Source organism: Actinoallomurus sp. CA-150999, from assembly GCF_050942425.1.
Classification (GTDB): domain Bacteria; phylum Actinomycetota; class Actinomycetes; order Streptosporangiales; family Streptosporangiaceae; genus Actinoallomurus.
In genome coordinates, this window is record NZ_CP192063.1 from 9,997,945 (window position 1) to 10,020,364 (window position 22,420).

Below are 22,420 nucleotides of genomic sequence, written 5' to 3' on the forward strand. Positions count from 1 at the left end.
TCAGCGCCTCCGCAGCCGTGCGGCGCGGGCGCGGTCCATCTCCCGGGCGGCGTCCCGCTTGGCGATGTCCTGTCGCTTGTCGTACTCGCGTTTACCGCGCGCGACCGCGATCTCGACCTTCGCCTTGCCGTCCTTGAAGTACAGGGACAGCGGGATGAGCGTATGGCCCGGCTCGTTGGTCTTATGGATCAGCTTGCCGATCTCTCGCCGGTGCAGCAGGAGCTTACGGGGACGCCTCGCCGCGTGGTTGGTCCACGTCCCCATCGTGTATTCGGGAATGTGCACTCCCTCGAGCCAGGCCTCTCCGTCGCGGATCAGAGCGTACCCGTCCGTGAGGTTGGCCCGCCCGGCGCGCAGCGACTTCACCTCGGTGCCGCGGAGCACGAGGCCCGCCTCGTAGGTGTCCTCTATGTGGTAATCGTGACGCGCACGCTTGTTCTGCGCGATCAGTTTGCGTCCCTCTTCGCGTGGCAATGACTCAGCCTCGGTCCTTCGTCGGCAGGGTGGCCAGCAGCCCGCGCACGACGGTGAGCGCGCGCCGCTCGGCCTCCCGGGGTGGGCGGTTCGCGTTGACCGCGACGTCGGGATCGATCCCGGACCCATCGAGGTTACGGCCACTCGGAGTCCGGTATCGACCGACGGTCATCTCGATCGCGGATCCGTCGGCCAGCCGCAACGGCTCCTGCACCGACCCCTTTCCGAAGGTACGCGATCCGACGATCACTGCGCGATCTCGATCCCGCAATGAGCCCGCGACGATCTCGGCGGCGCTGGCCGTCCCGCCGTCGACGAGGACGACGAGCGGGACCCTCGTGTCCCCGCCCATACCGGCGAGGAGCCGCTCCGGCGGGGCTCCGGCGCGTTCGAAGGTGACCACCGGGCCGCCCGAGAGAAAGACGGACGCGGTGTCGACCGCCTCGTCCAGCAGGCCGCCGGGGTTGGCCCGCAGGTCGAGCAGGACGCCGCCGCGGTGCCCGGGGCGGCCCGCCACCGCCGCGCGAACCTCCTGGCCCACCCCCCGCGTGAACGCCGCGATCCGGATGACCACCACGCCGTCGGGGGTCAGGGAGGCGCTCACGTCGTGCGACGCCATCGCCGCGCGCACCAGCGCGAAGCGCAGGGGAACGCCGTCACGGCGCACGTCCAGGCCGACGCTCGTGGCGGGCTGCCCGCGCAGGGCGGCGGCCACCATGGCGACCGTCAGGTCCCGGGTCGAGGTGCCGTCGACCGTCGCGATCATGTCGCCCGGGCGCACGCCCGCGCGCTCGGCGGGCGACCCGGGCTGCACGCCGACGATCTCGACGTCCTCACCGGCCTTCTCCAGCCACAGGCCGACACCGCTGTACCAGCCGTTCAGCGTGTCCTCCAGACCGCTGAACTCCGCAGCGGTGTAGAAGCGCGCCCACCGGTCGCCCATGTGGCGCAGGACCTTCTCGACCGCGACGCGCTCGCGCTCGGGGTCCGGCGCGGCGCGGGCCACCACGGCCGCCGCCTGCCCGACCGCCCGGTACGGGCGAGGCCGCGGGCGTACGGGCGCGTGGGCACCCGTCCCGTCCGCTCCCGCGCCCATGGCGTACGCGAACGCGAGAGCGGCCACGACGGCCGCCCCGCGGAGCACACGACCGGTCAGCCGGGGCATGCCAGGATTCTACGAGTGACCTGATCACGGGACCGGCAGATCGCCGGTCCCAGCGTCAGATCTTCAGGTAGCGGCGGAGGGTGAGGAAGGACGCCAGGGCGCAGAGCAGGATGCCGAAGCACGTCGAGCCGACGATGACCGTCGTCACGTCGACCCAGCCCAGTGGCGTCGCGAACTGCAGGTTCTTCTGCAGTCTGCCGAGCAGGAAGACCTTCGAGAAGCTCAGCAGGACCGCGGCGAAGATACCGCCGACGAGGCCGGCGATCGCGCCCTCCAGGACGAACGGCAACTGGATGTAGATGTTCGAGGCGCCGACCAGCCGCATGATGCCGGTCTCCCGTCTCCGGTTGAACGCCGACAGGCGGATGGTGTTGGCCACCAGCAGCACGGCCGCGATCAGCTGGATCGCCGCGATGGTCAGCGCCGCCCATTGCAGACCGCCGAGGATCTTGAAGAACTTCTCCAGGATGGCGCGCTCGTTGACGACCTGGTCGACGCCCGGGCGATTCTGCATCTGCGCGACGACCGCCGCGAAGTCCTTCGGATCCTTGAGCTTCACCCGCAGGGAGTCCGGGATGTCACCCGGCTGGATGGAGCCGGCGATGCCCGGGCTGTCCTTGAACTGCTGCTGGGCCCGCTGGAACGCCTGCTGGGCCGTCTCAGGGGTGACCTTCGCCACCTGCGACATGCCCTCGAGCTGCTTCTGGATCTCGTTCTTCTGGTCCTGCGACGGATCCGTCTTCTTGCAGGACGGGTTCGCGCTCAGCTTGTTGCAGAAGTAGATCGAGACCTCGACCTTGTTCGACCAGTAGTTGTTCGACTTGTCGACCTGCATCTTCAGCAGCACACCGGTGCCGAACAACGCCATCGCGATCGCGACGGTGACGACGAGAGCGATGGTCATCGTGAGGTTCCTGCGGAGACCGATCCAGATCTCCTGAAAAACGAACTGTACGCGCATGCCTCGCTGTCCTTGGTCGTCCGGTGTGGGTCGTGTCGTCGCGGCGGCGACGCGGCGTGCTCAGACGCCGCCGTACGCCTGGCCGTAGACGCCGCGCGACTGGTCGCGCACGACGCGACCGTCCTCCAGTTCGACCACTCGCTTGCGGAAGGCGTCGACGATGGCGGCGTCGTGCGTCGCCATCACGACCGTCGTGCCGGTCCGGTTGATCCGGTCGAGCACCTTCATGATGCCGATACTCGTGGCCGGGTCGATGTTGCCCGTCGGCTCGTCGGCCAGCAAGATCATCGGCCGGTTGACGAACGCCCGCGCGATCGCGACGCGCTGCTGCTCGCCGCCGGACAGCTCATCGGGCATCCGGTGAGCCTTGCCCTCGAGGCCGACCAAGTCGATGACCTCGGGGACCACCTTGCGGATGAAACGCCGCGGCTTGCCGATGACCTCGAGCGCGAACGCGACGTTCTCGTAGACGTTCTTGTTGGGGAGCAGGCGGAAGTCCTGGAACACGCAGCCGATACGGCGGCGCAGGTGCGGGACCTTCCAGTTGGTCAGTCGACTCAGGTCCTTGCCGGCAACATGGATACCTCCCTGCGTCGGCCGCTCCTCCTTGAGGATCAGGCGCAGGAAGGTCGACTTGCCAGACCCGGAAGGACCGACGAGAAAGACGAACTCGCCCTTCTCCACGGCCACGTTGACACCCTGGAGGGCCGGTCGACTCTGGTGCGAATAGACCTTGGTGACGTTATCAAAGTGGATCACGGCTGCATCACGACGTGCCAGTCTAGGGGGCTGGGGACGGCGACGACTGTCTTTTCGTCGACAGGCGCCCTGCCGTGGCTTCCCGGCTTGGCGGGCCGATTGGCCAAGCAGCAGTCTAGGGGGGAGACTGGCATGGATCGGCCAACTTGGGTACACCCAGGAAAAAGCAACCGGGCATCACGGACACTCGCCAGTCTTTGACGGCGGGCCACCGGCCAGGAACGCATAGGCTGGGCGCACTCGTCGCCCAACGTTCGGAAAGGAGCCGGATGAGCTGCGAACATCTGATCTGCGCGCGATGCTCGGGCCCCGTCGTCGAGGGGCGCTGCCCCGCGTGCCGCGCGGCACGGGCGGAGGTGCACCGTCCCGGACTGTTCGGGATCTCCCCCATCCTGCTCGGCGCGCTGATCATCGCGCTGACGCTGCTGGTCGCGCTGAAGCTGGGCCTGCACTAGGCCATCAGGCCCGGGCCCGGCAACGCCCGATCATCGTGACTTAAGCGGCGGTCTCTTCTCTTCCGACCGTCGCGACCTGACCGGAGCGGCGGTCAGTCCTGTTCTTCGCCGGCCTCCCGGCGGCGCATCCACCGGATCTCGGCCTCGATGAACTCGTCGATGTCGCCGTCGAGCACGGCGGTCGGGTTGCCCGCCTCGACGCCCGTGCGCAGATCCTTGACGATCTGGTACGGGTGCATCACGTAGTTGCGGATCTGGGTGCCCCAGGAGCTCGTCGTCTCACCGCGCAGCTCGTTCATCCGCTCGGCCTCCTCCTGGCGCTTGCGCTCCAGGAGCTTGGCCTGCAGCACCGTCATCGCGGTCGCGCGGTTCTGCAGCTGGCTGCGTTCGTTCTGGCAGGAGACGACGATGCCGGTCGGCAGGTGCGTGATCCGCACCGCCGAGTCGGTCGTGTTGACGCCCTGCCCACCGGGACCGCTGGAGCGGTAGACGTCGACGCGCAGCTCGTCCTCGGGGATCTCGACGTGGTCGGTCTGCTCGACGACCGGCACGACGTCGACGCCGGCGAACGAGGTCTGCCGGCGGCCCTGGTTGTCGTACGGGGAGATCCGGACCATGCGGTGGGTGCCGTGCTCGCCGCGGAGCGTGCCGTAGGCGTACGGCGCCTTGACCGTGAAGGTCGTCGACTTGAGGCCGGCCTCTTCGGCGAACGACGTCTCGTAGATCTCCGTCGGGTAGCCGTGCCGCTCGGCCCAGCGGAGGTACATCCGCTGCACCTGCTGCGCGAAGTCGGCCGCGTCCACGCCGCCCGCCTGCGCGTTGATCGTGATGAGCGCCTCACGCGAGTCGTACTCGCCCGCCATCAGGGTGCGGACCTCGAGCTGCTCGATCTCCTTGCGGAGCGCGCCGAGCTCCCGCTCGGCCTCGCCGCGGGCGTCGTCGTCGCCCTCCTCGGAGGCCAGCTCCAGCAGCACGGTGGCGTCGTCGAGCCTGTTGCGCAGGCCCTCGACCTTGCCCAGCTCGCCCTCGAGGTAGGACAGCCGCCGGGTGACCTGCTGGGCACGGTCCTGGTCGTTCCACAGGTCGGGATCGGCAGCCTGCTCGCGAAGCTCTCCGATGTCACGACGCATCGCGTCGAGGTCGAGAACGGTCTCGATGCCCGTCAGCATCGAGCCGAGTTCCTTAATCTCTTCCGAGGGGTCCATGGCTGCCACGTTCGAAAGCCTACCCGTGCCCGTACTCTCCGCGTACGCGCTCCGAACGTCTTTGCCGAGCACGCTGCCCGGCCCTCAGATCCAATCCACGCGGAGATCCCAAGCACACGTCTTTGCCGAGCGCTCTCCCTCGACCCTCAAATCCGGTTCACTCGGAGATCCCTGGCATACTCTGCCCGACAGCAGTAACGATGATCGGCCGGGGAACATGAACAAGGCGGTTGCGTCCACGCTGGTGGCGGTGCTCACCCTCACCAGCGCCGTAGGCTGCTCGAGCAAGCCTCACCGCACCGTCCGCACGACCCCGGTCGCCGCCGAGAGCAGCCCGCCTCCCGAGCCGGTGAACCCGGAGATGGCGGCCAAGGCGTTCCACTCGTTCGTCAACAACGACGACGTCGCGCGGGCCAGCGGAGACGAGCGGCTCGCGCTGTGGTGGACCAGCGAGGGGCAGTCACAGCTCACGGCGGCGGCGTTCCGCCGGGCGGTCGCGGCGGGCGATCCGGTCCCCCGCTATCGCTATGACTCACCGGTCTTCTACGTCCCACACTTGCTCGCGAACGACCCCCAGTGGTTCGTGGTCAGCGCGCGCCGGACCACCACGGACGGCAAGGACCCCCACACCGTGTTCATGGGGTTCCTCAAGTCCAAGGCGGTCACGCGCTGGCGGCTGAGCCTGGCCGCCGTACTGGACGACAAGCAGAAGCCGCCGATGATCGCGGTGGGCCCCGATGGCTACGCCAAGGCCCTGCCGACGTTCGACAGCCGCCTGCTGATCCCGCCCCGGCTGGTCCCCTCGATCCAGGCGACGCTCGCGGAGGAAGGCCCGGGGAACGTCGCGGCGCACGTCATGGACGCCGGGAAGTACACCACCGGCTACTACGCGGCGGATCAGAAGGCCATGAAGAAGAGCAAGAAGGAGAAGAAGATCGGCCTGCGCACCAGCGCGCTCTACGCCGCGACCTCCTTCCCGATCTTCCCGCTGGCGACCGAGGACGGCGGCGGCATAGTGCTGTACGCGCTGAGCCGCGACACCATCATCAGCAAGAGCAAGAAGAAGCCCGGCCAAGTGCCGGTGCCCGACGACGTCGCGCCGTTCGTCAGCTCGAAGCAGGTGCGCGACGAGATCGACGTCACCCAGACCATGCAGTACCTCGCCGTGGTCCCGGCCAAGCCGAAGAAGGACGACGGCAGCGTCAAGGCGGACATCATCGGCGCCGACGGCGGCACCGTCAAGGCGCACGCCCCCAGCAAGTGAGCGCGGCCCGGCCCGTCAGGAGACCTGGGCCGAGGCCAGGTCGAAGTCCTCGATGAGCACGCTGGCGGCACCGCGTACCGGGAGATAGGCGACGGCCCGCCAGACCCAGCTCGCGGTCACCCGGTGCCCGGTCCTGCCGTGGAGGTACGCGCGGACGTCCGCCGGCGTCGCCGCGACGTCGCCGCTGCCGGCCGCGGTGTACGTCGTCGTCCGCCGCAGCGAGTAGGTCACGATCGCCCCGCCGTCGGTGGTGCGCAGCGCGTAGACCGGATAGCCCGTCGGTGACGATCGGCCCGCGACGAGCACTTCGTGGGCGCGCAGCTGCTTCTCCTGGCGGGCCTCGGCCTGGCGCCACGCGCGGCCGGCGGCACCGGGGCGGAGCGCGCGTTCGTCTCCGCGATCGAGGTAAGCGGTGTGGGCCGCGGGCAGGGCGGCCGGCGCCGCCGGCGACGCCGCGGAGCCCGGCTCCACCGTGTACGCGTATCCCTGCGGGTCCGTGGCGATCCGGGGCGGCCGCCCGGTGAAGTACACCTGGCTCGCCAGCCGCCACCCCAATCGCGCGGTCTTCTCCTCGAACACGGCGAAGACCGGGCGTTCCGTACGGCCGCGCCGCTCCAGCGCCGACACCGCGAACCAGCGGGGAAGACCGCGCAGCCGCGGAACGTACAGGACGGGATTGCGCAGCGAGATCGCGCCGAGGCGTGGCGGCCGTCCGCCGCCGCGGCGCAGGGCGGCCTCCGCGGTGGCGTCGAACGCGTCGGCGCCCAGTGCGCGCCACGCCGTGGTGTCGCCCGCCGTGACGGCCTTGTTGTAGCGGCGCACGTAGGCGGCGAGGACCTGCGCCGACGTCTCCGGGGAGACGGCGGGGACGGCGGTGCCCCCGCCCGCCGGGGCACCGTCCCTGTGACCGCCTTGGCAACCGGTGGCCAGCAGCACCGCCAGCACGGCCGGGACGACGCGGCGGGGGCGCATTGCCGCATTGTGACACCACGGGCATCGCGGCCGCAGGCGCCCCGTCCCCGGTGGTCGTTCCTACGACGCCGCGGCCTGGATCGCCTTGCGGTAGCTTCCGACGACCCGGGCGCCGCCCTGCGCGGGCACCAGGGCGAGGTACTGGGTCAGCGCGGTGGTGGCCAGGTGGTGGCGGACCTTGCCGTTGATCAGGCCGGTGAGGTCGCCGCCGCTCCCGATGACCCCCTGCTTGGTCACGTCGTAGGTCTCGCTCTGCCTTACGACGTACCAGACGAGCGCGCCGCCGTCGGTGGTGCGCAGCGCGAACGCCCGCTGCGGGTCGGGCCGGAAGTCGGAGGTGAGCGTCACCCCCCGGTGCTTGAGCGCGGACTCGGCCTTGACCAGCGCGGCGTGCGCCTGCGTGGTGTACGGCCCCGGCGCCATGCCGGACGTGCCGTTCGACAGGGTGGCGGCGTGCATCGCGGCGATCTTCCCGGGCGCCTGCTTGACGTCGTCCGGGCCGACGGCGGTGGCGTAACCGTCCTTGTCGAGGGCCACCCCGGTGATCGTCCCGGTGGGGAACGGATCGGCGGTGAGCAGCCAGGGACCGCCGGGGCGTTCCTGGGTGAAGAGCAGGGCGTGCCGGGTCTTGCCGGTGGTCGCGGTGACCGCGAACCACTTGGGGAACCCCGACTCCCGGGGGATGTAGTACGCCGGAACGGTGTAGGCGAAGGGGGTGTACTTCTCCTTCGCCGCCGCGCGCCGCCGGTATTCCGCGCGGTCCATGTCGAGCTGGGCGCCGGTCTCCACCGTCGCCAGCAGCTTCTCGTCGTACGTGCCGTTGGCCCGGTTGTTGACGGACTGGTAGTGGGCGAGCAGCTGAGCGGCCCGGTCCTTGGTCACGGCGGGCGCGGCCATCGCCGGAGATCCGCCGCACGCGGCCAGCGGCAGCAGGACGGCCGTCAAGACGCTGATGTGTCGAAACATGCGGACCAGATTCGCACAGTGATCATTCGATTACTCTACGAATCCGAAAATACCTCGCCGGTGGGAGAAGCCCCGGTGAGCGCCGGGGCTTCTCCCACCCGACGCGTCAGCCGGGGAGCGTGCTGGCGGTGACGAGCGTGCGGATCGCGCGCAGCGCCACCGACAGGGTCGCGATGCCGAAGCTGTCGCTCTCCCAGATCTCGCCGAGGGTCTGGGCGGCACGTGCCACCGCGGCGCTGTTCTTCTCCGACCAGGTGGCCAGGCGCTGTTCCGGAGTCGCCCCCGGCTCGCTGGTCACCAGCACGTCACGGGCGAGCGCCGCGTGCGCGGCGTACAGGTCGTCGCGCAGCGCGGAGCGGGCCATCGACTGCCAGCGGTCGTCGCGGGGCAGCGCGATGACGCGTTCGCGCAGCCGCGCGATCTGCAGCCGGTCGGCGAGGTCGAAGTACACCTCGGCGACCTCGCCCACCGACCGGCCCGTGCTGTGCGCGATCTCCACGAGGTCGAACGTGGAGTAGGCGGGGACCATGATCGCGACCTGCTCGGCCAGCTCGTCCGGCACGCCCGCCTCGGCGAACCGGTCCCGCCGCTCCTCGAACCCCTGAAGGTCACTGCCGGTCAGCAGCTTCGACAGCTGCGGCGCGAGGCTGACCGCGCCCTCGGCGAAGAAGTCGACCGTCTCCCGCAGGTCGAACGGCATCCGCCGGTTGTGCAGCAGCCAGCGGGCCCCGCGCTCGCTCAGCTTCCGCGCCTCGAGCCGCATCCGGATCTGGGTCGCGGTGTCGACCTGGTGCGCCAGGTCGTCGACCGAGCGCCAGAACCTCGGCATGTCGAACACCTCGCGCGCCACCAGGTAGGCGCGGGCGATGTCGGAGGACGAGGCGCCGGTCTCCTCGTTCATCCGGAACGCGAAGGTCGTGCCACTGTTGTTGACCATGCTGTTCACGACGGACGTGGAGATGATCTCCCGGCGCAGCGGGTGCCGGTCCATGTAGTCCCGGAAACGCTCCCGCAGCGGCGTCGGGAAGTACTCCACGAGCCGGCTGGCGAGGTCGGGGTCGTCCGGCAGGTCGGACGCCCGGATCTCCTCCTCCAGCGTCAGCTTGGTGTACGCGAGCAGCGTCGCGAACTCCGGCCCGGTCAGGCCGAGCCCCGCCTGACGGCGCTCCGCGAGGGCCTTGTCGTCGGGCAGGTCCTCCAGCCGCCGCTTCAGCTTGCCGTCCCGCTCCAGCTTGCGCAGGTAACGCGCGTGGACGTGCAGCATCGACGGGGCCTGCGTCCGCGAGGCGGCGAGCACGACGTTCTGCTGGTAGTTGTCGCGCAGCACCAGGTCGGCGACCTCGTCGGTCATCTCGAGGAACAGCGTGTCCCGCTGCTTGTGGGTCATCTCCCCGTCGCGGACCACCTGGTCGAGCAGGATCTTGATGTTGACCTCGTGGTCGGAGGTGTCCACGCCGGCCGAGTTGTCGATGAAGTCGGTGTAGACCAGCCCACCGCCGCGGGAGAACTCGATGCGCCCCCGCTGGGTGAGGCCGAGGTTCCCGCCCTCACCGATGACCTTGCAGCGCAGCTCGGTCGCGTCGGCGCGCAGGCCGTCGTTGGCCCGGTCGCCGACGTCGGCGTTGTTCTCGCCCGACGCCTTGACGTACGTGCCGATCCCGCCGTTCCACAGCAGGTCGACCGGGGAGCACAGGATCGCGTGGATCAGCTGGTGCGGGGTCATCGCGGCGACGCCGTCGGCGATGCCGAGCGCCTCGCGCACCTGCGGGGTGATCGAGATCTTCTTGGCGGTGCGCGGGTGCACGCCGCCGCCCTTGGAGATCAGCGCGGCGTCGTAGTCGGCCCAGGAACTGCGCGGCAGCGCGAACATGCGCTTGCGCTCCTCGAACGACACCGCCGGATCGGGGTTCGGGTCGAGGAAGATGTGCCGGTGGTCGAACGCCGCGACCAGCTTGATGTGCTCGGACAGCAGCATCCCGTTGCCGAAGACGTCACCGGACATGTCGCCGACGCCGACGACGGTGAAGTCCTCCTTCTGCACGTCGACGCCGAGGGAGCGGAAGTGGTACTTCACCGACTCCCAGGCGCCGCGCGCGGTGATGCCCATCGCCTTGTGGTCGTAGCCGACCGAGCCGCCGGAGGCGAACGCGTCGCCCAGCCAGAAGCCGTACGACGCGGCGACCTCGTTGGCGATGTCGGAGAACGTCGCGGTGCCCTTGTCGGCGGCCACCACCAGGTAGGTGTCGTCGCCGTCGTGCCGCACGACATCCGGCGCCGGAACGACGTCGCCGCCGACGAGGTTGTCCGTGATGTCCAGCAGGCCGCTGATGAACTGCTTGTACGAGGCGATGCCCTCGGTGAGGAACGCCTCGCGGTCGCTCGGGTCCGGCAGCCGCTTGCAGACGAACCCGCCCTTCGCGCCGGCCGGCACGATGACGGTGTTCTTCACCGCCTGGGCCTTGACGAGGCCGAGGATCTCGGTGCGGAAGTCCTCCTTGCGGTCGGACCACCGCAGGCCGCCGCGGGCCACCGACCCGAACCGCAGGTGCACGCCCTCCAGGCGCGGCGAGTAGACGAAGATCTCGAACTTCGGCCGCGGCTGCGGCAGGTCCGGGATCGCCTCCGGGTCGAACTTCAGCGCGAGGTACGGCTTCGGCCGGCCGTCGGCGGTCCGCTGGTAGTGGTTCGTGCGCAGCGTGGCGCGGATCATCGCCAGGTAGCTGCGGAGGATGCGGTCCTCGTCCAGGCTGCTGACCGCGTCGAGCGCGCCCTCGATCTCCTCGGTGATGGCCGCCTCGAGCTCCTCGTGGGCGGCCGCCGACCGGTCGTCGTCGGCGTGGTTCAGGCGCGGGTCGAGCCGCGCCTCGAACAGCCGGACCAGGAGGCGCGCGATCCGCGGGTTGGCGACGAGCACCTGCTCGATGTACCGCTCGCCGAAGGTGCTCTGGGTCTGCCGGAGGTAGCGGGCGTAGGCACGCAGCACCATGGTCGACCGCCAGTCCAGGCCGGCGCGCAGCACCAGCGCGTTGAACCGGTCGCTCTCCACGTCGCCGCGCCACAGCGCCTCGAAGGCCTCCTGGAAGAGCCCCTTGACGTCATCGTCGTCCACGTCGGGCGACGGTGTGTACCGCAGGCCGAAGTCGTAGATCCACGCCTGCCGCCCGTCGCCCCGGGCGATCTCGTACGGCCGCTCGTCGACGACCTCGACGCCCATCTCCTGCAGCAGCGGCAGGACGTGCGAGAGCGAGATCGGCGAACCGAGCCGGTAGATCTTGAGCCGGCGCTCGCCGGGCCCCGCGTCGTACGGCTCGTACAGGTTGATCGAGATCTCGCCGGGCTCGGCCAGCTCCTCCAGCCGCTTGAGGTCGGCGCACGCCGTACGGGCCGGGAAGTCGGCCTTGTAGCCCTCGGGGAACGCGTCGGTGTAGCGCCGGATGAGCGCGCTGGCCTGCTCTTCACCGCACTGCTGGACGATCGCCTCGGCGAGGTCGTCGGTCCACGACCGGGTGGCGGCGATCAGGCGCCGCTCCAGGTCGGCCGGGTCGACGTCGGGCAGCGGGCGGCCCCGCTCACCGCGGACGACGACGTGCAGGCGCGCGAAGATCGAGTCGCCGACCATCGCGCTGTAGTCGACGGAGAGGCCGTCGAACGCCTTGAGCAGGATGTCCTGGATCCGCAGGCGGATCTGTGTGGTGTACCGGTCGCGCGGCAGGAAGACCAGGCACGACATGTAACGGCCGTAGTCGTCCTTGCGGACGAACAGCTTCAGCTGCTTACGCTCGCGCAGCCGCAGCACGCCCAGCACGATCGGCAGCAGCTCGGCGACGGAGATCTGGAACAGGTCGTCGCGCGGGTAGGTCTCGAGGATCTCGATGAGGTCCTTGCCGTCGTAGCTGTCGGCGGCCAGCCCGGCGTGTTCGAGGATCTCCTCCAGCTTGTGCCGCAGCACGGGGATGTGCTCGATGCTCTCGCTGTAGGCGGTGTGGGTGAACAGCCCCAGGAAGCGGCGCTCGCCGACGACCTCCCCGCTGTCGCCGAACTTCTTGACCCCGACGTAGTCGAGGTAGGCCGACCGGTGCACGGTCGCCCGGGAGTTGGCCTTGGTCAGCACGAGAAGGTGCGGCTCGCGGGCCTTGGCGCGCACCTGCGGCGGCAGGGACGCGAAGCTCGTGGACTTGGCCTGGTCGGAACGCAGGAAGCCCAGGCCGGTGCCCGGCACCGCCCGCAGCTGCTCGCCGTCCGGGCCGTCCTCCAGCTTGTACTCCCGGTAGCCCAGGAAGGTGAAGTGGTCGTCGGCCAGCCAGTCCAGGAGCTCGACGCCGTCGGTGATCTCCCGGTCCGGCAGCGGCGGCCGCTTCTCGGCGAGCTCCACCGCGATGGCGCCCGCCAGCGCGCGCATCTTCTGCTCGTCCTCGACGGCGGTGCGCACGTCGCCCAGCACCCGCTGCAGGTCGGCCTCGAGCTCGTCCAGCAGCACGCGGTCGCTCTGCCGGTCGATCTCGATGTGGATCCAGGACTCCTCCAGGACGAGGCCGTCCCCGTCGCCGATCCCCTGCAGCTGCCCGGTGACGTCGCGGGCGACCTTGAGCTGCGGGTGGACGATCAGGTGCGTCGACAGGCGGTGCCGGTTGAGCTCCATGACGACCGAGTCGACGAGGTACGGCATGTCGTCGGTGACCACCTGCACGACGCTGTGCCCGGGGTCCCAGCCGTACTCCTCCAGCGTGGGCGTGAACGCCCGCACCTTCGCCCGTCCCTGCGGACGCTCCTCGCCCAGGTGCCGGTGGACCATCGCCGGACCGCAGACGTCCACCGGGTCACGGTCGAGGAGATCCTCCGGCGCGACGTGACGGTAGTAGAGCCGCAGGTAGGCCAGGGCGTCCTCCGGCTCGTGCCGCGCCCCCGGCGTATGGCTGCACGCCTGTGCGGCGCGCGCCAGCAGCTCGTCCTTCGCGTCGTCGAGACCACCGGTGCCGTTCACCATGGCACTCGTGTTCATACGTGCCCCCCGGACGGCTGGACCGGTCCATCGCAGGCTCGTCGGCTCCGACCCGTCGTCGGTTCGCCCCTCATCTCAAGTCTCCCTCAGTACCGTCGCAGTGCTTCACACGCTCATGGGCTCGGCGCAGCGCCGCCATATCGTCGGATTCGAGAAGATCTTCGGCGAGTCGCCTGAGGTCGTCATGACGGTCACGGTCGGGCACCGGCTTCGGGGAACGCGTGCTGTCGGCGTTCCCGGCGGAGGGACCGTGTTTTCGCGGAAGGATTACGAAGCTACGCCCGGGCATGCCGGACCCGAATCCGGACACGCCGGAATCGGACGCGGCCGCACCACGCCGTTGTGGTGTTGTGCTCACGGCGGCCAGGTTAACGCGAAAACCGAAATCAGCCGACTCGGTGAAGCGGATTCACCGACCCTCGGCGCTGGTCGTGGCCCCAGAATGGGCGTCAGGGGCGGCGTTGGACGCCTTGCCGCCACCGGTCGAACCGGAGCCACCGGTCCCCGTCCCGCCACCGCTCCCGGATCCGTGCGTGGCGCCGCTGCCAGGGGTCGTTCCGCCGCCGGGAGTCTTGCCGCCACCCGGGGTGTGGCTCGCGCCACCACCCGGAGTGTGCGACGCGCCGCCGCCGGGAGTGTGGGACGTGCCACCGCCCGGAGTCGGGGTCGCGCTACCACTCGAACCCGTGCTCGGGCTCGTCGAGGTGGACGGATCCGGGGAGGTCGACGGCTCGGAGTCCGTCGGCGTGGGTGTATGGGACGGCGTGTGGCTGGCCGCCGGGTGCGCCGGCACGCCTCCGTACGTCTTCCGGGTCTCCGACGGGGAGACCTGGCTCTGGGTGCCCTGCGGCTGGTAACCGGTCCGCTGTCCGGAGTGATCGTCCGCGTTGGAGGTCAGCGCGATCGCGCTGACGATCGCCGCGGCCGCGACGAACGCCGCGCCGGCGGCGGCGAGCGCCCGGCGGCCCCGCGACAGGCCCGACCAGCGGCCGCGCGTCGTCCCCGCCGTGCCGTACGCGTCCGGCAGGACGGGCGACGTCGACTCCCCCGCGTACGGAGTCCGCGTGCCCGGCGTTTGCCCGGTCGCGCCGAAATTGGCGGTCCAAGCGCCCGCGCCCGGGTCGGGCATTCCGTGTGCCGTGACGGGCGCCGTGGGCGTCTCGGCGGCCGTCGCGCGGATCCCGGCGGGCGGCTCGGGAGCGCCCACAGGCGGCTTCGGAGCCCCGACAGGTGGCTTGTGGGTCATGGGAGCCCCCACGGGGGGCTTAGGAGCGCCGACGGGCGTCTTGTGGGTCGCCGCCGCGGCGCCGGGGTGCGGAGTGCCGGGCATGGCCGTGCCCTGGGGCGGCGTCCGGTAGGCCGCGACCGTGGCGGCGTGTTCGAGCAGGTCGGCGGGGACCGTCGCGGGGCCCGCGTCGGCCATGGTCTCGACCGCCGGCAGCACCTCGGTGTGCGGCTCCTGGGGACGGGCCTCCTGACCGCCCCCGCCGAGCAGGTGCAGCAGCAGGGCGCTGGCGGTGAGCCGGTCCGTGGGGTCCTTCTGCAGGCATCCGGCGACGAGCGCGCGGATCGGGGCGGGCAGGTCGCCGAGCTCGGGCTCCTCGAGCAGGATGCGGCTGACCACCACGGAGATCGCGTCGCTACCGAACGGCGGGGCGCCCTTGGCGGCGAAGACGATCGTGGCGGCCCACGCGAAGACGTCGGTGGCCGGGCCGACCGTCTCGCCGCGGATCTGCTCAGGGGCCATGTAGGCGGGCGTGCCCACGATCCGGCTGGACACCGTCGCGGTGGTGTCCAGGGCCTTCGCGATGCCGAAGTCGATGACCCGCGGGCCGTCGGGCCCGATCAGCACGTTGTGCGGCTTGAGATCACGGTGCACGACGCCCGCCTGGTGGATGGCGACGAGCGCGGTGGCCGTGCCGATCGCCAGGCGTTCGAGGGGCGCGCCGCTGAGCGGCCCGCTCTCCTTGATCAGGTCGTACAGCGACCGTCCCGGGACGTACTCGCTGACGATGTAGGGCCGGTCGCCCTCGACGTCGGCGTCGAGCACCTGCGCGGTGCAGAACCGCGCGACCCGCTTGGCGGCGGTCACCTCGCGGACGAAGCGGGCGCGTGCGTTGGCGTCCTGGGCGAGTTCGGGGTGGAGGAGCTTGATCGCGACCTGGGTGCCCTCGGGGGAGGTGCCCAGGAAGACGGCGCCCTGGCCGCCCCTCCCCAACCGGCCGATGACGTCGTACGCCCCCAGCCGCCGAGGATCCCTTGGCTGCAGGGGGCTCGCGCTGTGGTCTCCCGCAGTCCGGTCCATGGCCGTCCGCATCCCTTCCGAAAGCTCCCCGCCGACCGTCCCCACGGTCGGGCATACCGGTTGAGACGCGGTCGGCGTCCGGCCGGTTCGGTCGACCGGGATTGTCAGCCCAGGTCAACCCGCCGATCCGGCCATGACGACGAACCGCATCTGCCGAACATATCCCTCACCGACTCCGCAGGCCCAGAGCGGGCCGTGCCAGGTGACGGATATGTCCCATACAAGAGACGCGCCCGGCTCGGCGGCGGATTACGAATCCGGCGTGAAGTGCCGCAACACCTCGGGGTTGGCCATCGCGTCCGGATTCGCCGCCTTGTCGATGGGCGTGCCGAGCAAGATCTTACGTACTGGAACCTCGAGCTTCTTACCGGAGAGGGTTCGCGGGACGCCGGGCACCACCCGGATCTCGTCGGGGACGTGCCGGGGCGACAGCGTCGACCGCAGCGCGGTACGGAGCCGGCCGACCAGGTCGTCGGACAGGGTGACGCCCTCGGCGAGCTGGACGTACAGCAGCAGCCGGCCCTCCTGGCCCAGCTGCCCGGTGTCGACCACCAGCGAGTCGGCGATCTCCTCGAACCCCTCGACGACGCGGTAGAAGTCGGCGGTGCCCATGCGGACTCCCCCGCGGTTGAGGGTGGAGTCGGACCGCCCGTAGATCACGCATCCGCCGTCGGGCAGGATCTTGATCCAGTCGCCGTGGCGCCAGATGCCGGGGTACACCCCGAAGTACGAGTCGCGGTAGCGGTCGCCGTTCTCGTCGTTCCAGAAGTAGATCGGCATGGACGGCATCGGCTCGGTGAGCACCAGCTCGCCGACCTCGCCGATGACCGGATCGCCCTTCTCGTCGTACGCCTCGACCTTCGCGCCGAGCCCCCGGCACTGGATCACGCCGGCACGCAGCGGCAGCAGTGGGCACGGCCCGACGAAGCCGGTCGCCACGTCGGTCCCGCCCGAGAAGGAGCCGACGAGCAGATCGCGTCCGACGTGGTCGTACAGCCAGCGGAAGCCCTCCGGCGGCAGCGGCGAGCCGGTCGAGCCGATCCCCCGGATCCGGGACAGGTCGTGCTCCCGGGCGGGGTCGGATCCGGCCTTCATCGACGCCAGGACGTACGGCGCGCCGACCCCGAAATAGGTGACCCCGGTGTCGGCGGCCAGCCGCCACAGCGTGTCACCGCCGGGCGCGCCATCGTACAGCACGACCGTGGCGCCGACGAGCAGGCCGCCGATGAGGTAGTTCCACATCATCCAGCCGGTCGTGGTGTACCAGAAGAAGACGTCGCCGGGGCCGAGGTCCTGCTGGAAGCTGAGGGACTTCAGGTGCTCCAGGACGACGCCGCCGTGCCCGTGCACGATGGGCTTGGGCAGACCGGTGGTGCCCGAGGAGTAGAGGATCCACAGCGGATGGTCGAACGGCACCGGCTCGAAGGCGAGCGGCTCTCCGGAGCGCCGCAGATCGGCGTACCGGATCGCGTGGTCTCCGCCGATCGCGACGGCGTCGGAGTCGAGGTACGGGATCGTGACCGTGGCCTCCAGCGTGGGCAGCGACGCCTGGATGTCGCGGACCACCGCGGACCGGTCGAACCGCTTGCCGTTGTAGGCGTAGCCGTCCACCGCGATCAGCACCTTCGGCTCGATCTGGGTGAACCGGTCGATCACGCTCGGCGCGCCGAAGTCCGGCGAGCACGACGACCAGATCGCGCCGAGGGACGCGGTCGCGAGGAAGGCGACCAGCGCCTCGGGGATGTTCGGCACGTACGCCGCCACGCGGTCGCCCCGGCCGACGCCGAGGGCCCGCAGCCCCGCGCGCACCTCGGCGACCTCGGCGGCGAGCTCGCGATAGGTCAGCGTCCGCGATCGGCGCGGCCCGTCGTCGTCGGCCTCCGTACGGAACACCACCGCCGTCGCGTCCGGATCCTCCTCGGCCCGGCGCAGCATGTTCCGCGCGTGGTTGAGCGTCGCACCGGGGAACCAGCGGGCGTCCGGCATCTCCGCCCGCTCCAGCACCGGCCCTTCGCCGCGCTCGCCCAGCACGTCGAAGTGCGCCCAGATCGCGTCCCAGAAGCCCTCCAGGTCGGTGACGGACCACCGCCACAGCTCGTCATACGAACCGAACCCGCGCTCACGCATGAAACGGGCGACACGGGCGGTCCGGCGGACCTCCTCGGACGGCTCCCACAGCAGGTCACCCTCGGCAACGGACACGGCACGCCTCCTCGCAATCTCGTGGCTCCAGCATCGAGCCGACGGCCACCGGGCCGCAAACGGCCGTTCTTCGGACGTTATCGCGTGCCGAAGTACGCGCCCGGAGAGACTCCGAGCGCCCTGTGGAAAACCGCCACGAACGCGCTGGGCGTCGCGTAGCCGACGCGCCGGGCGACGACCGCGACGGGCGTTCCCCGCGCGAGGAGGACCAGCGCCGAACGCAGCCGGGCCTGCGTGCGCCAGCGGCCGAACGTCATCCCCGTCTCGGCGACGAAGATCCGGGCGAGGGTCCGCTCCCCCGCGCCGACCCGCCGCCCCCACTCGCCCAGCGTCGCCGGGTCGCCGGGGTCGGCGACCAGGGCCTGCGCCAGGTCCAGGGCCCGCGGGTCCCCGGGCATCGGCACCGTGATCGTCGTCGCGGGCACGGCGGCGAGCTGGTCGAGCAGGACGTCCTCGGCGCGGCGACGGGCGGCGGGGTCGATCTCGGTCCGGGCGAGGTGCAGCGTCAGTTCCCGCGCGAGCGGAGTGATCGTGACGGGCGTCGGCTCCGTCCAGCGGGGCCCGCGTTCGGCGGCGAGGTAGACGCTGTGGAAGGTCGTACGGCGGTCGGCGTCCGTCACGTGCTCGACCCCGGCGGGGATCCACAGCGCGCGGGTCGGCGGCAGCACCCACGCGGTCCCCTCGGTGGACACCGTGAGGACTCCGGTGGCGGCCCAGGCGAGCTGGTTCTCCTCGTGGTGATGCCGGTCGAACTGCCAACCGGCCGTGTCGAAGGCGGCGACGAGGACCGTGCCGTCGCCCTGCTGGCTGTTTCGCGACATCACCCGGCAGGATAGAACGCTCCGGCCACGGCCCGGCGACGTAGCTTCCGGAGCATGAACCTGCTGCACGATCGAATCTGCGCCTCGGACAAGTGGGCCGAGAAGGTGCGGACGGGGCTGTTCCCGGCCGTGCTCGACGACCTCGACCTGGGCGGGGAGGTGCTGGAGATCGGCCCCGGACTCGGCGTCACCACCCGCCTGCTCGCCGAGCGGGTGCCGAAGCTGACCGCCCTCGAGGTCGACGAGCGATACGTCGCCCTCCTGCGGCGGAGGCTCGACACCGAGATCGTCCACGGTGACGCGGCGGAGATGCCGTTCGCCGACGCGTCGTTCACGGGAGTCGTCTGCTTCACGATGCTGCACCACGTCCCGTCGCCCGCCCTGCAGGACAGGCTCTTCGCCGAGGCGTGCCGGGTCCTGCGCCCCGGCGGCGTCTTCGCGGGGAGCGACGGGTAGCCGAGCCTGCGGTTCCGGCTGATCCACCTGCGGGACACGATGGTGCCGGTCGACCCGCGCACGCTTCCGGCGCGGCTCACGACGGCGGGGTTCGCGGACGTCCGCGTGTGGCGGATGCCCGGCCGGGTGAACTTCACGGCCCGCCGGCCGGGCTGATCGCTCCGTCAGGAGCCGGAGGTGAGGTCCTCGATCGCGGCGACGACCTGATCGGTCTCGGCGAGGCTCGGCAGCACGACGTCCGCGCCGGCGGAACGCAGCTCCGCCTGGGTGGCCGTGCCGGTCGCCACCGCGATCATCTTCGCGTGGGCGATCCCGGCCGCCTGCACGTCGCGCGGCGAGTCGGCCACGAGCACGGTCGCGGACTCCGCGATCACCGTGTGGTACTTCTCCCCCGTCCGGCTGCGGGCCAGCTCGACCAGGGCGGCCTTGGGGTAGGTCTCCGAGCCGTACCCGCCGACCTTGAAGTCGAGGTACTTGTCGAGGCCGAGCGCCTTGAGCTTGGTGATCGCGTTCGGCTGGATGGAGCCCGTCAGGACCGACTGCACCACGTCACGCCGCCGGGCCACCGCCGTGAGGGCCTCGCGGGCGCCGGGCAGCACCCGCCCCTCCTTGCGGACGGCCGCTTTGCGCGCCGAGAACGCGTCGGCCAGCGCGCTCATGAACTCCGGCAGGTGGTCCTCGGTGGTCTCGACGTCGTTGAACGCCAGGGTCTCGAAAATGATCTCCGACTCGGTGCGCCCGTGGGTCGGGGCGAGCCGGACGAGCGGCCGTCCGGTGACGCGTTCGAAGGCCTCGGCGTACGCCTCCCGGGTCACCTTGCCGACGTCGACCAGCGTGTGATCGACGTTCCACAGCACCAGACGAGGCATGGCGGTCTCCTGCACGTACTCCCCGCGAGTACCGGTCGACTCGCCGGTCAATCGTGGAGGCTCCGGCCCGCCGATGCAAACCGTCAGGGAAACCGTCGAAGAAAGCGGCCGGTCGAAGCGAGAACCGTCAGCCGACCATCAGGGAAAGCGGCCCGTCGTCGCCTTGATCTCGCCGATCACCTCAAGCGGGATCGCCCCGCCGACGGGCTCGGTGAAGCGGCCCATGAACGTGTGGATCACCATCCGGCCGCGCGGCGGCCGGTTCGCGGGGGTGTCCACGACCACGTGGACGGTCCTGGTCCGTCCCGGGACGAGTTCCTGGAAGATGCACTCGACCCGGCCGATTCCCCAGCATGACGGGTCGCTCACGGACACGACGGCCAGCCGGTCGTCGGTCCCCGGTGCGGCGACCTTCACGCTGCGGACCACGACGTGCCGGATGGTGTCCGGGCCGGCGTTCGTGACGCTGAAGCTGTAGCCGGCCCGGTCTCCGGGCACCAGCCGGTCCCCCGCCATGGGGGTCAGCCGGGGGTCGGCGCGCAGCGTGAGGCGGCCCAGGTCGGCGTCGCCCTCCACGTCGACCACGCGGGCGGAATGCGACTCGGGCACGGTCAGGGCCTTCACCGCGAACCCCGCCGCCGCCGCACACACGACGACGGCGGCCACTGACATCAGACGCCCCACAGTCCCCCCGGTCTGCTGTCGGCGTGCCATGCATCCTGCCTGGTCACAGGCTATGCCATGGCCCGTCCGAGACGAACGTTACCGGCCGGGGGGAGCCGAGGCGATCACCCCATGTGGGGGTACCGATGATCGGTCGGCGGCACGAACGTCTCCTTCATCGAGCGGGTGTTCACCCACCGGATCAGATTGAAGATCGAGCCGGCCTTGTCGTTGGTGCCGCTCGCCCGCGCGCCGCCGAACGGCTGCTGGCCGACGACCGCGCCGGTCGGCTTGTCGTTGACGTAGAAGTTGCCGGCGGCGAACCGCAGCTTCTCCGACGCCTCCGCGATGGCCCGGCGGTCCTGGGCGACGACCGCGCCGGTCAGCCCGTACGGCGCGGCGCTCTCCATCTGGGTGAGCACCGTGTCGTAGTCGGCGTCGTCGTAGACGTGCACGCCGAGGATCGGGCCGAAGTACTCCTTGGTGAAGATCTCGTCCTCCGGGTCGCCGCTCAGCAACACCGTGGGCTGGACGAAGTAGCCCTCGGAGTCGTCGAGGCCGCCGCCGATGAGGATGTCGATGCCGTCGTGGGAGCGGGCACGCTCGATGGCCGCCCGGTGCTTGGCGAACGCCCGGTCGTCGATCACCGCGCCCATGAAGGCCGACAGGTCCTCGGCGACGTTCCCGACGGTCAGGGACTCGACGGTGCCGAGGAAGTCGTCGCGCATGGTGTTCCACACCGAACGCGGGACGTACGCGCGCGAGGCGGCCGAGCACTTCTGGCCCTGGTACTCGAACGCGCCGCGGATCAGCGCGGTGGCGAGCACCCGCGGGTCGGCCGACGGGTGGGCGACGACGAAGTCCTTGCCGCCGGTCTCGCCGACCAGCCTGGGGTAGGCGCGGTAGCCGGAGATGTTCTCCCCGACGGTGCGCCACAAATGCTGGAAGGTCGCGGTGGAGCCCGTGAAGTGGACGCCCGCCAGGTCGGGGTGGCGCAGCGCGACGTTGGAGACGGCCTCGCCGTTCCCGGTCACCAGGTTGATCACGCCGGGCGGCAGGCCGGCCGCCTCCAGCAGGCGCATCGTGAAGTGCGCGGCGAACTGCTGGGTCGGCGAGGGCTTCCACACGACGACGTCGCCCATCAGCGCGGGCGAGGTGGGCAGGTTGCCGGCGATCGCCGTGAAGTTGAACGGCGTGATCGCGGTGACGAAGCCCTCCAGCGGCCGATACTCCAGGCGGTTCCACACGCCGGGCGAGCTGATGGGCTGCTGGGTGTACAGCTCGCGGGCGAACGAGACGTTGAAGCGCAGGAAGTCGATCAGCTCGCACGCCGCGTCGATCTCGGCCTGCTGCACCGACTTGGACTGGCCGAGGATGGTCGCGGCGTTCAGCGTGGACCGCCACGGGCCGGACAGCAGCTCGGCCGCCCTGAGGAAGATCGCGGCCCGGTCGTCGAACGACAGGGCCCGCCACGCCGGCGCGGCCTCCCGCGCGGCGTCGACGGCCGCGCGCACGTCGTCGTCGGTGGCCTCCCGGGCCTGGCCGAGGACGTGCCGGCGCTTGTGCGGCTGCACCGTGTCGATGGGCCGTCCGCCAGCCGGCCGCTGCTCGCCGCCGATCGTCATCGTCAGGTCGATCTGTTCGCCGGCCAGCTCTTTGATCTTCGCCTCGAGAGCGGCCCGCTCCTGGCTGCCGGGGGCGTACGCCTTGACCGGCTCGTTCACGGGGACCGGTACGTTCGTCACAGCGTCCATGAGAAAAGCACCCCGCAGTTCGTGACAGCGTTGTCAGGTCGATCCCGGGGTCGGGATCATGGTCACGATCCCTTGTGAGGATCGCTCTAGGCATCCTCGCATGCCGCTGTCAAGCGGACAAAACACGCTT

At 70.7% G+C, this 22,420-nt stretch carries 17 protein-coding genes; 3 read left to right on the forward strand and 14 right to left on the reverse strand.

What is annotated here, in order from left to right; translation table 11 throughout:
• From smpB to ftsE, 4 genes are read right to left on the reverse strand one after another with little or no spacing between them, the layout of a single operon-like run.
• On the reverse strand, positions 1–474 hold the full coding sequence (gene smpB / locus ACQP2O_RS46015; RefSeq protein WP_433175861.1) for an SsrA-binding protein SmpB: 474 nt from the start codon (positions 472–474) through the stop codon (positions 1–3).
• 4 nt (positions 475–478) lie between these two features.
• Entirely contained in the window at positions 479–1,639 is a 1,161-nt protein-coding gene (locus tag ACQP2O_RS46020) for a S41 family peptidase (RefSeq protein WP_433175862.1), read from the reverse strand.
• A 55-nt stretch (positions 1,640–1,694) separates the two neighbouring features.
• Entirely contained in the window at positions 1,695–2,600 is a 906-nt protein-coding gene (gene ftsX / locus ACQP2O_RS46025; protein WP_433175863.1) for a permease-like cell division protein FtsX, read from the reverse strand.
• Between the two features lie 60 nt (positions 2,601–2,660).
• On the reverse strand, positions 2,661–3,359 hold the full coding sequence (gene ftsE / locus ACQP2O_RS46030) for a cell division ATP-binding protein FtsE (RefSeq protein ID WP_360895488.1): 699 nt from the start codon (positions 3,357–3,359) through the stop codon (positions 2,661–2,663).
• Between the two features lie 269 nt (positions 3,360–3,628).
• Here ftsE and ACQP2O_RS46035 point away from each other — a divergent pair, with 269 nt between their 5' ends.
• Complete coding sequence (locus ACQP2O_RS46035; RefSeq protein WP_433175864.1) at positions 3,629–3,814, forward strand: hypothetical protein; 186 nt, start codon at positions 3,629–3,631, stop codon at positions 3,812–3,814.
• A gap of 92 nt (positions 3,815–3,906) precedes the next feature.
• On the opposite strand, the gene prfB is transcribed toward ACQP2O_RS46035, so the two are convergent.
• Positions 3,907–5,028 carry a peptide chain release factor 2 gene (gene prfB, locus ACQP2O_RS46040; RefSeq protein WP_433175865.1) on the reverse strand — a complete coding sequence of 374 codons (1,122 nt, stop codon included), beginning with the start codon at positions 5,026–5,028 and terminating at the stop codon, positions 3,907–3,909.
• 208 nt (positions 5,029–5,236) lie between these two features.
• On the opposite strand from prfB, the gene ACQP2O_RS46045 reads away from it, so the two are divergent.
• A complete protein-coding gene (locus ACQP2O_RS46045) occupies positions 5,237–6,283 on the forward strand; it encodes a hypothetical protein (protein WP_433175866.1) in 1,047 nt (348 codons plus the stop codon).
• Between the two features lie 15 nt (positions 6,284–6,298).
• Here ACQP2O_RS46045 and ACQP2O_RS46050 read toward each other — a convergent pair whose 3' ends face one another.
• From ACQP2O_RS46050 to ACQP2O_RS46075, 6 genes are all read right to left on the reverse strand, one after another.
• A complete protein-coding gene (locus ACQP2O_RS46050) occupies positions 6,299–7,255 on the reverse strand; it encodes a hypothetical protein (RefSeq protein ID WP_433175867.1) in 957 nt (318 codons plus the stop codon).
• Between the two features lie 60 nt (positions 7,256–7,315).
• Positions 7,316–8,221 (reverse strand): hypothetical protein, encoded by a 906-nt coding sequence (locus ACQP2O_RS46055; RefSeq protein ID WP_433175868.1) that lies wholly within the window; start codon positions 8,219–8,221, stop codon positions 7,316–7,318.
• Positions 8,222–8,327: 106 nt separating this feature from the next.
• Positions 8,328–13,220, reverse strand: coding sequence for an NAD-glutamate dehydrogenase (locus tag ACQP2O_RS46060; protein ID WP_433175869.1), 4,893 nt, complete (start codon positions 13,218–13,220; stop codon positions 8,328–8,330).
• A 409-nt stretch (positions 13,221–13,629) separates the two neighbouring features.
• Positions 13,630–15,525 (reverse strand): protein kinase domain-containing protein, encoded by a 1,896-nt coding sequence (locus ACQP2O_RS46065; protein WP_433175870.1) that lies wholly within the window; start codon positions 15,523–15,525, stop codon positions 13,630–13,632.
• A gap of 249 nt (positions 15,526–15,774) precedes the next feature.
• The gene (locus tag ACQP2O_RS46070; RefSeq protein ID WP_433175871.1) at positions 15,775–17,727 is read right to left on the reverse strand and encodes an acetoacetate--CoA ligase; all 1,953 of its coding nucleotides are present in this window, start codon (positions 17,725–17,727) and stop codon (positions 15,775–15,777) included.
• A 77-nt stretch (positions 17,728–17,804) separates the two neighbouring features.
• Positions 17,805–18,548, reverse strand: coding sequence for an AraC family transcriptional regulator (locus tag ACQP2O_RS46075; RefSeq protein ID WP_433175872.1), 744 nt, complete (start codon positions 18,546–18,548; stop codon positions 17,805–17,807).
• A gap of 54 nt (positions 18,549–18,602) precedes the next feature.
• Between ACQP2O_RS46075 and ACQP2O_RS46080 the strand changes: the two genes are divergently transcribed.
• The gene (locus ACQP2O_RS46080; RefSeq protein WP_433175873.1) at positions 18,603–19,004 is read left to right on the forward strand and encodes a class I SAM-dependent methyltransferase; all 402 of its coding nucleotides are present in this window, start codon (positions 18,603–18,605) and stop codon (positions 19,002–19,004) included.
• A 164-nt stretch (positions 19,005–19,168) separates the two neighbouring features.
• On the opposite strand, the gene ACQP2O_RS46085 is transcribed toward ACQP2O_RS46080, so the two are convergent.
• The 3 genes from ACQP2O_RS46085 to pruA all read right to left on the reverse strand — a co-directional run bounded on the left by ACQP2O_RS46085 (position 19,169) and on the right by pruA (position 22,290).
• The gene (locus ACQP2O_RS46085) at positions 19,169–19,873 is read right to left on the reverse strand and encodes an HAD family hydrolase (protein ID WP_433175875.1); all 705 of its coding nucleotides are present in this window, start codon (positions 19,871–19,873) and stop codon (positions 19,169–19,171) included.
• Between the two features lie 138 nt (positions 19,874–20,011).
• Positions 20,012–20,545, reverse strand: a complete 534-nt coding sequence (locus ACQP2O_RS46090) for a hypothetical protein (protein WP_433175876.1) — start codon at positions 20,543–20,545, stop codon at positions 20,012–20,014.
• A 116-nt stretch (positions 20,546–20,661) separates the two neighbouring features.
• On the reverse strand, positions 20,662–22,290 hold the full coding sequence (gene pruA, locus ACQP2O_RS46095) for an L-glutamate gamma-semialdehyde dehydrogenase (RefSeq protein ID WP_433175877.1): 1,629 nt from the start codon (positions 22,288–22,290) through the stop codon (positions 20,662–20,664).
• Positions 22,291–22,420 lie beyond the last annotated feature (130 nt).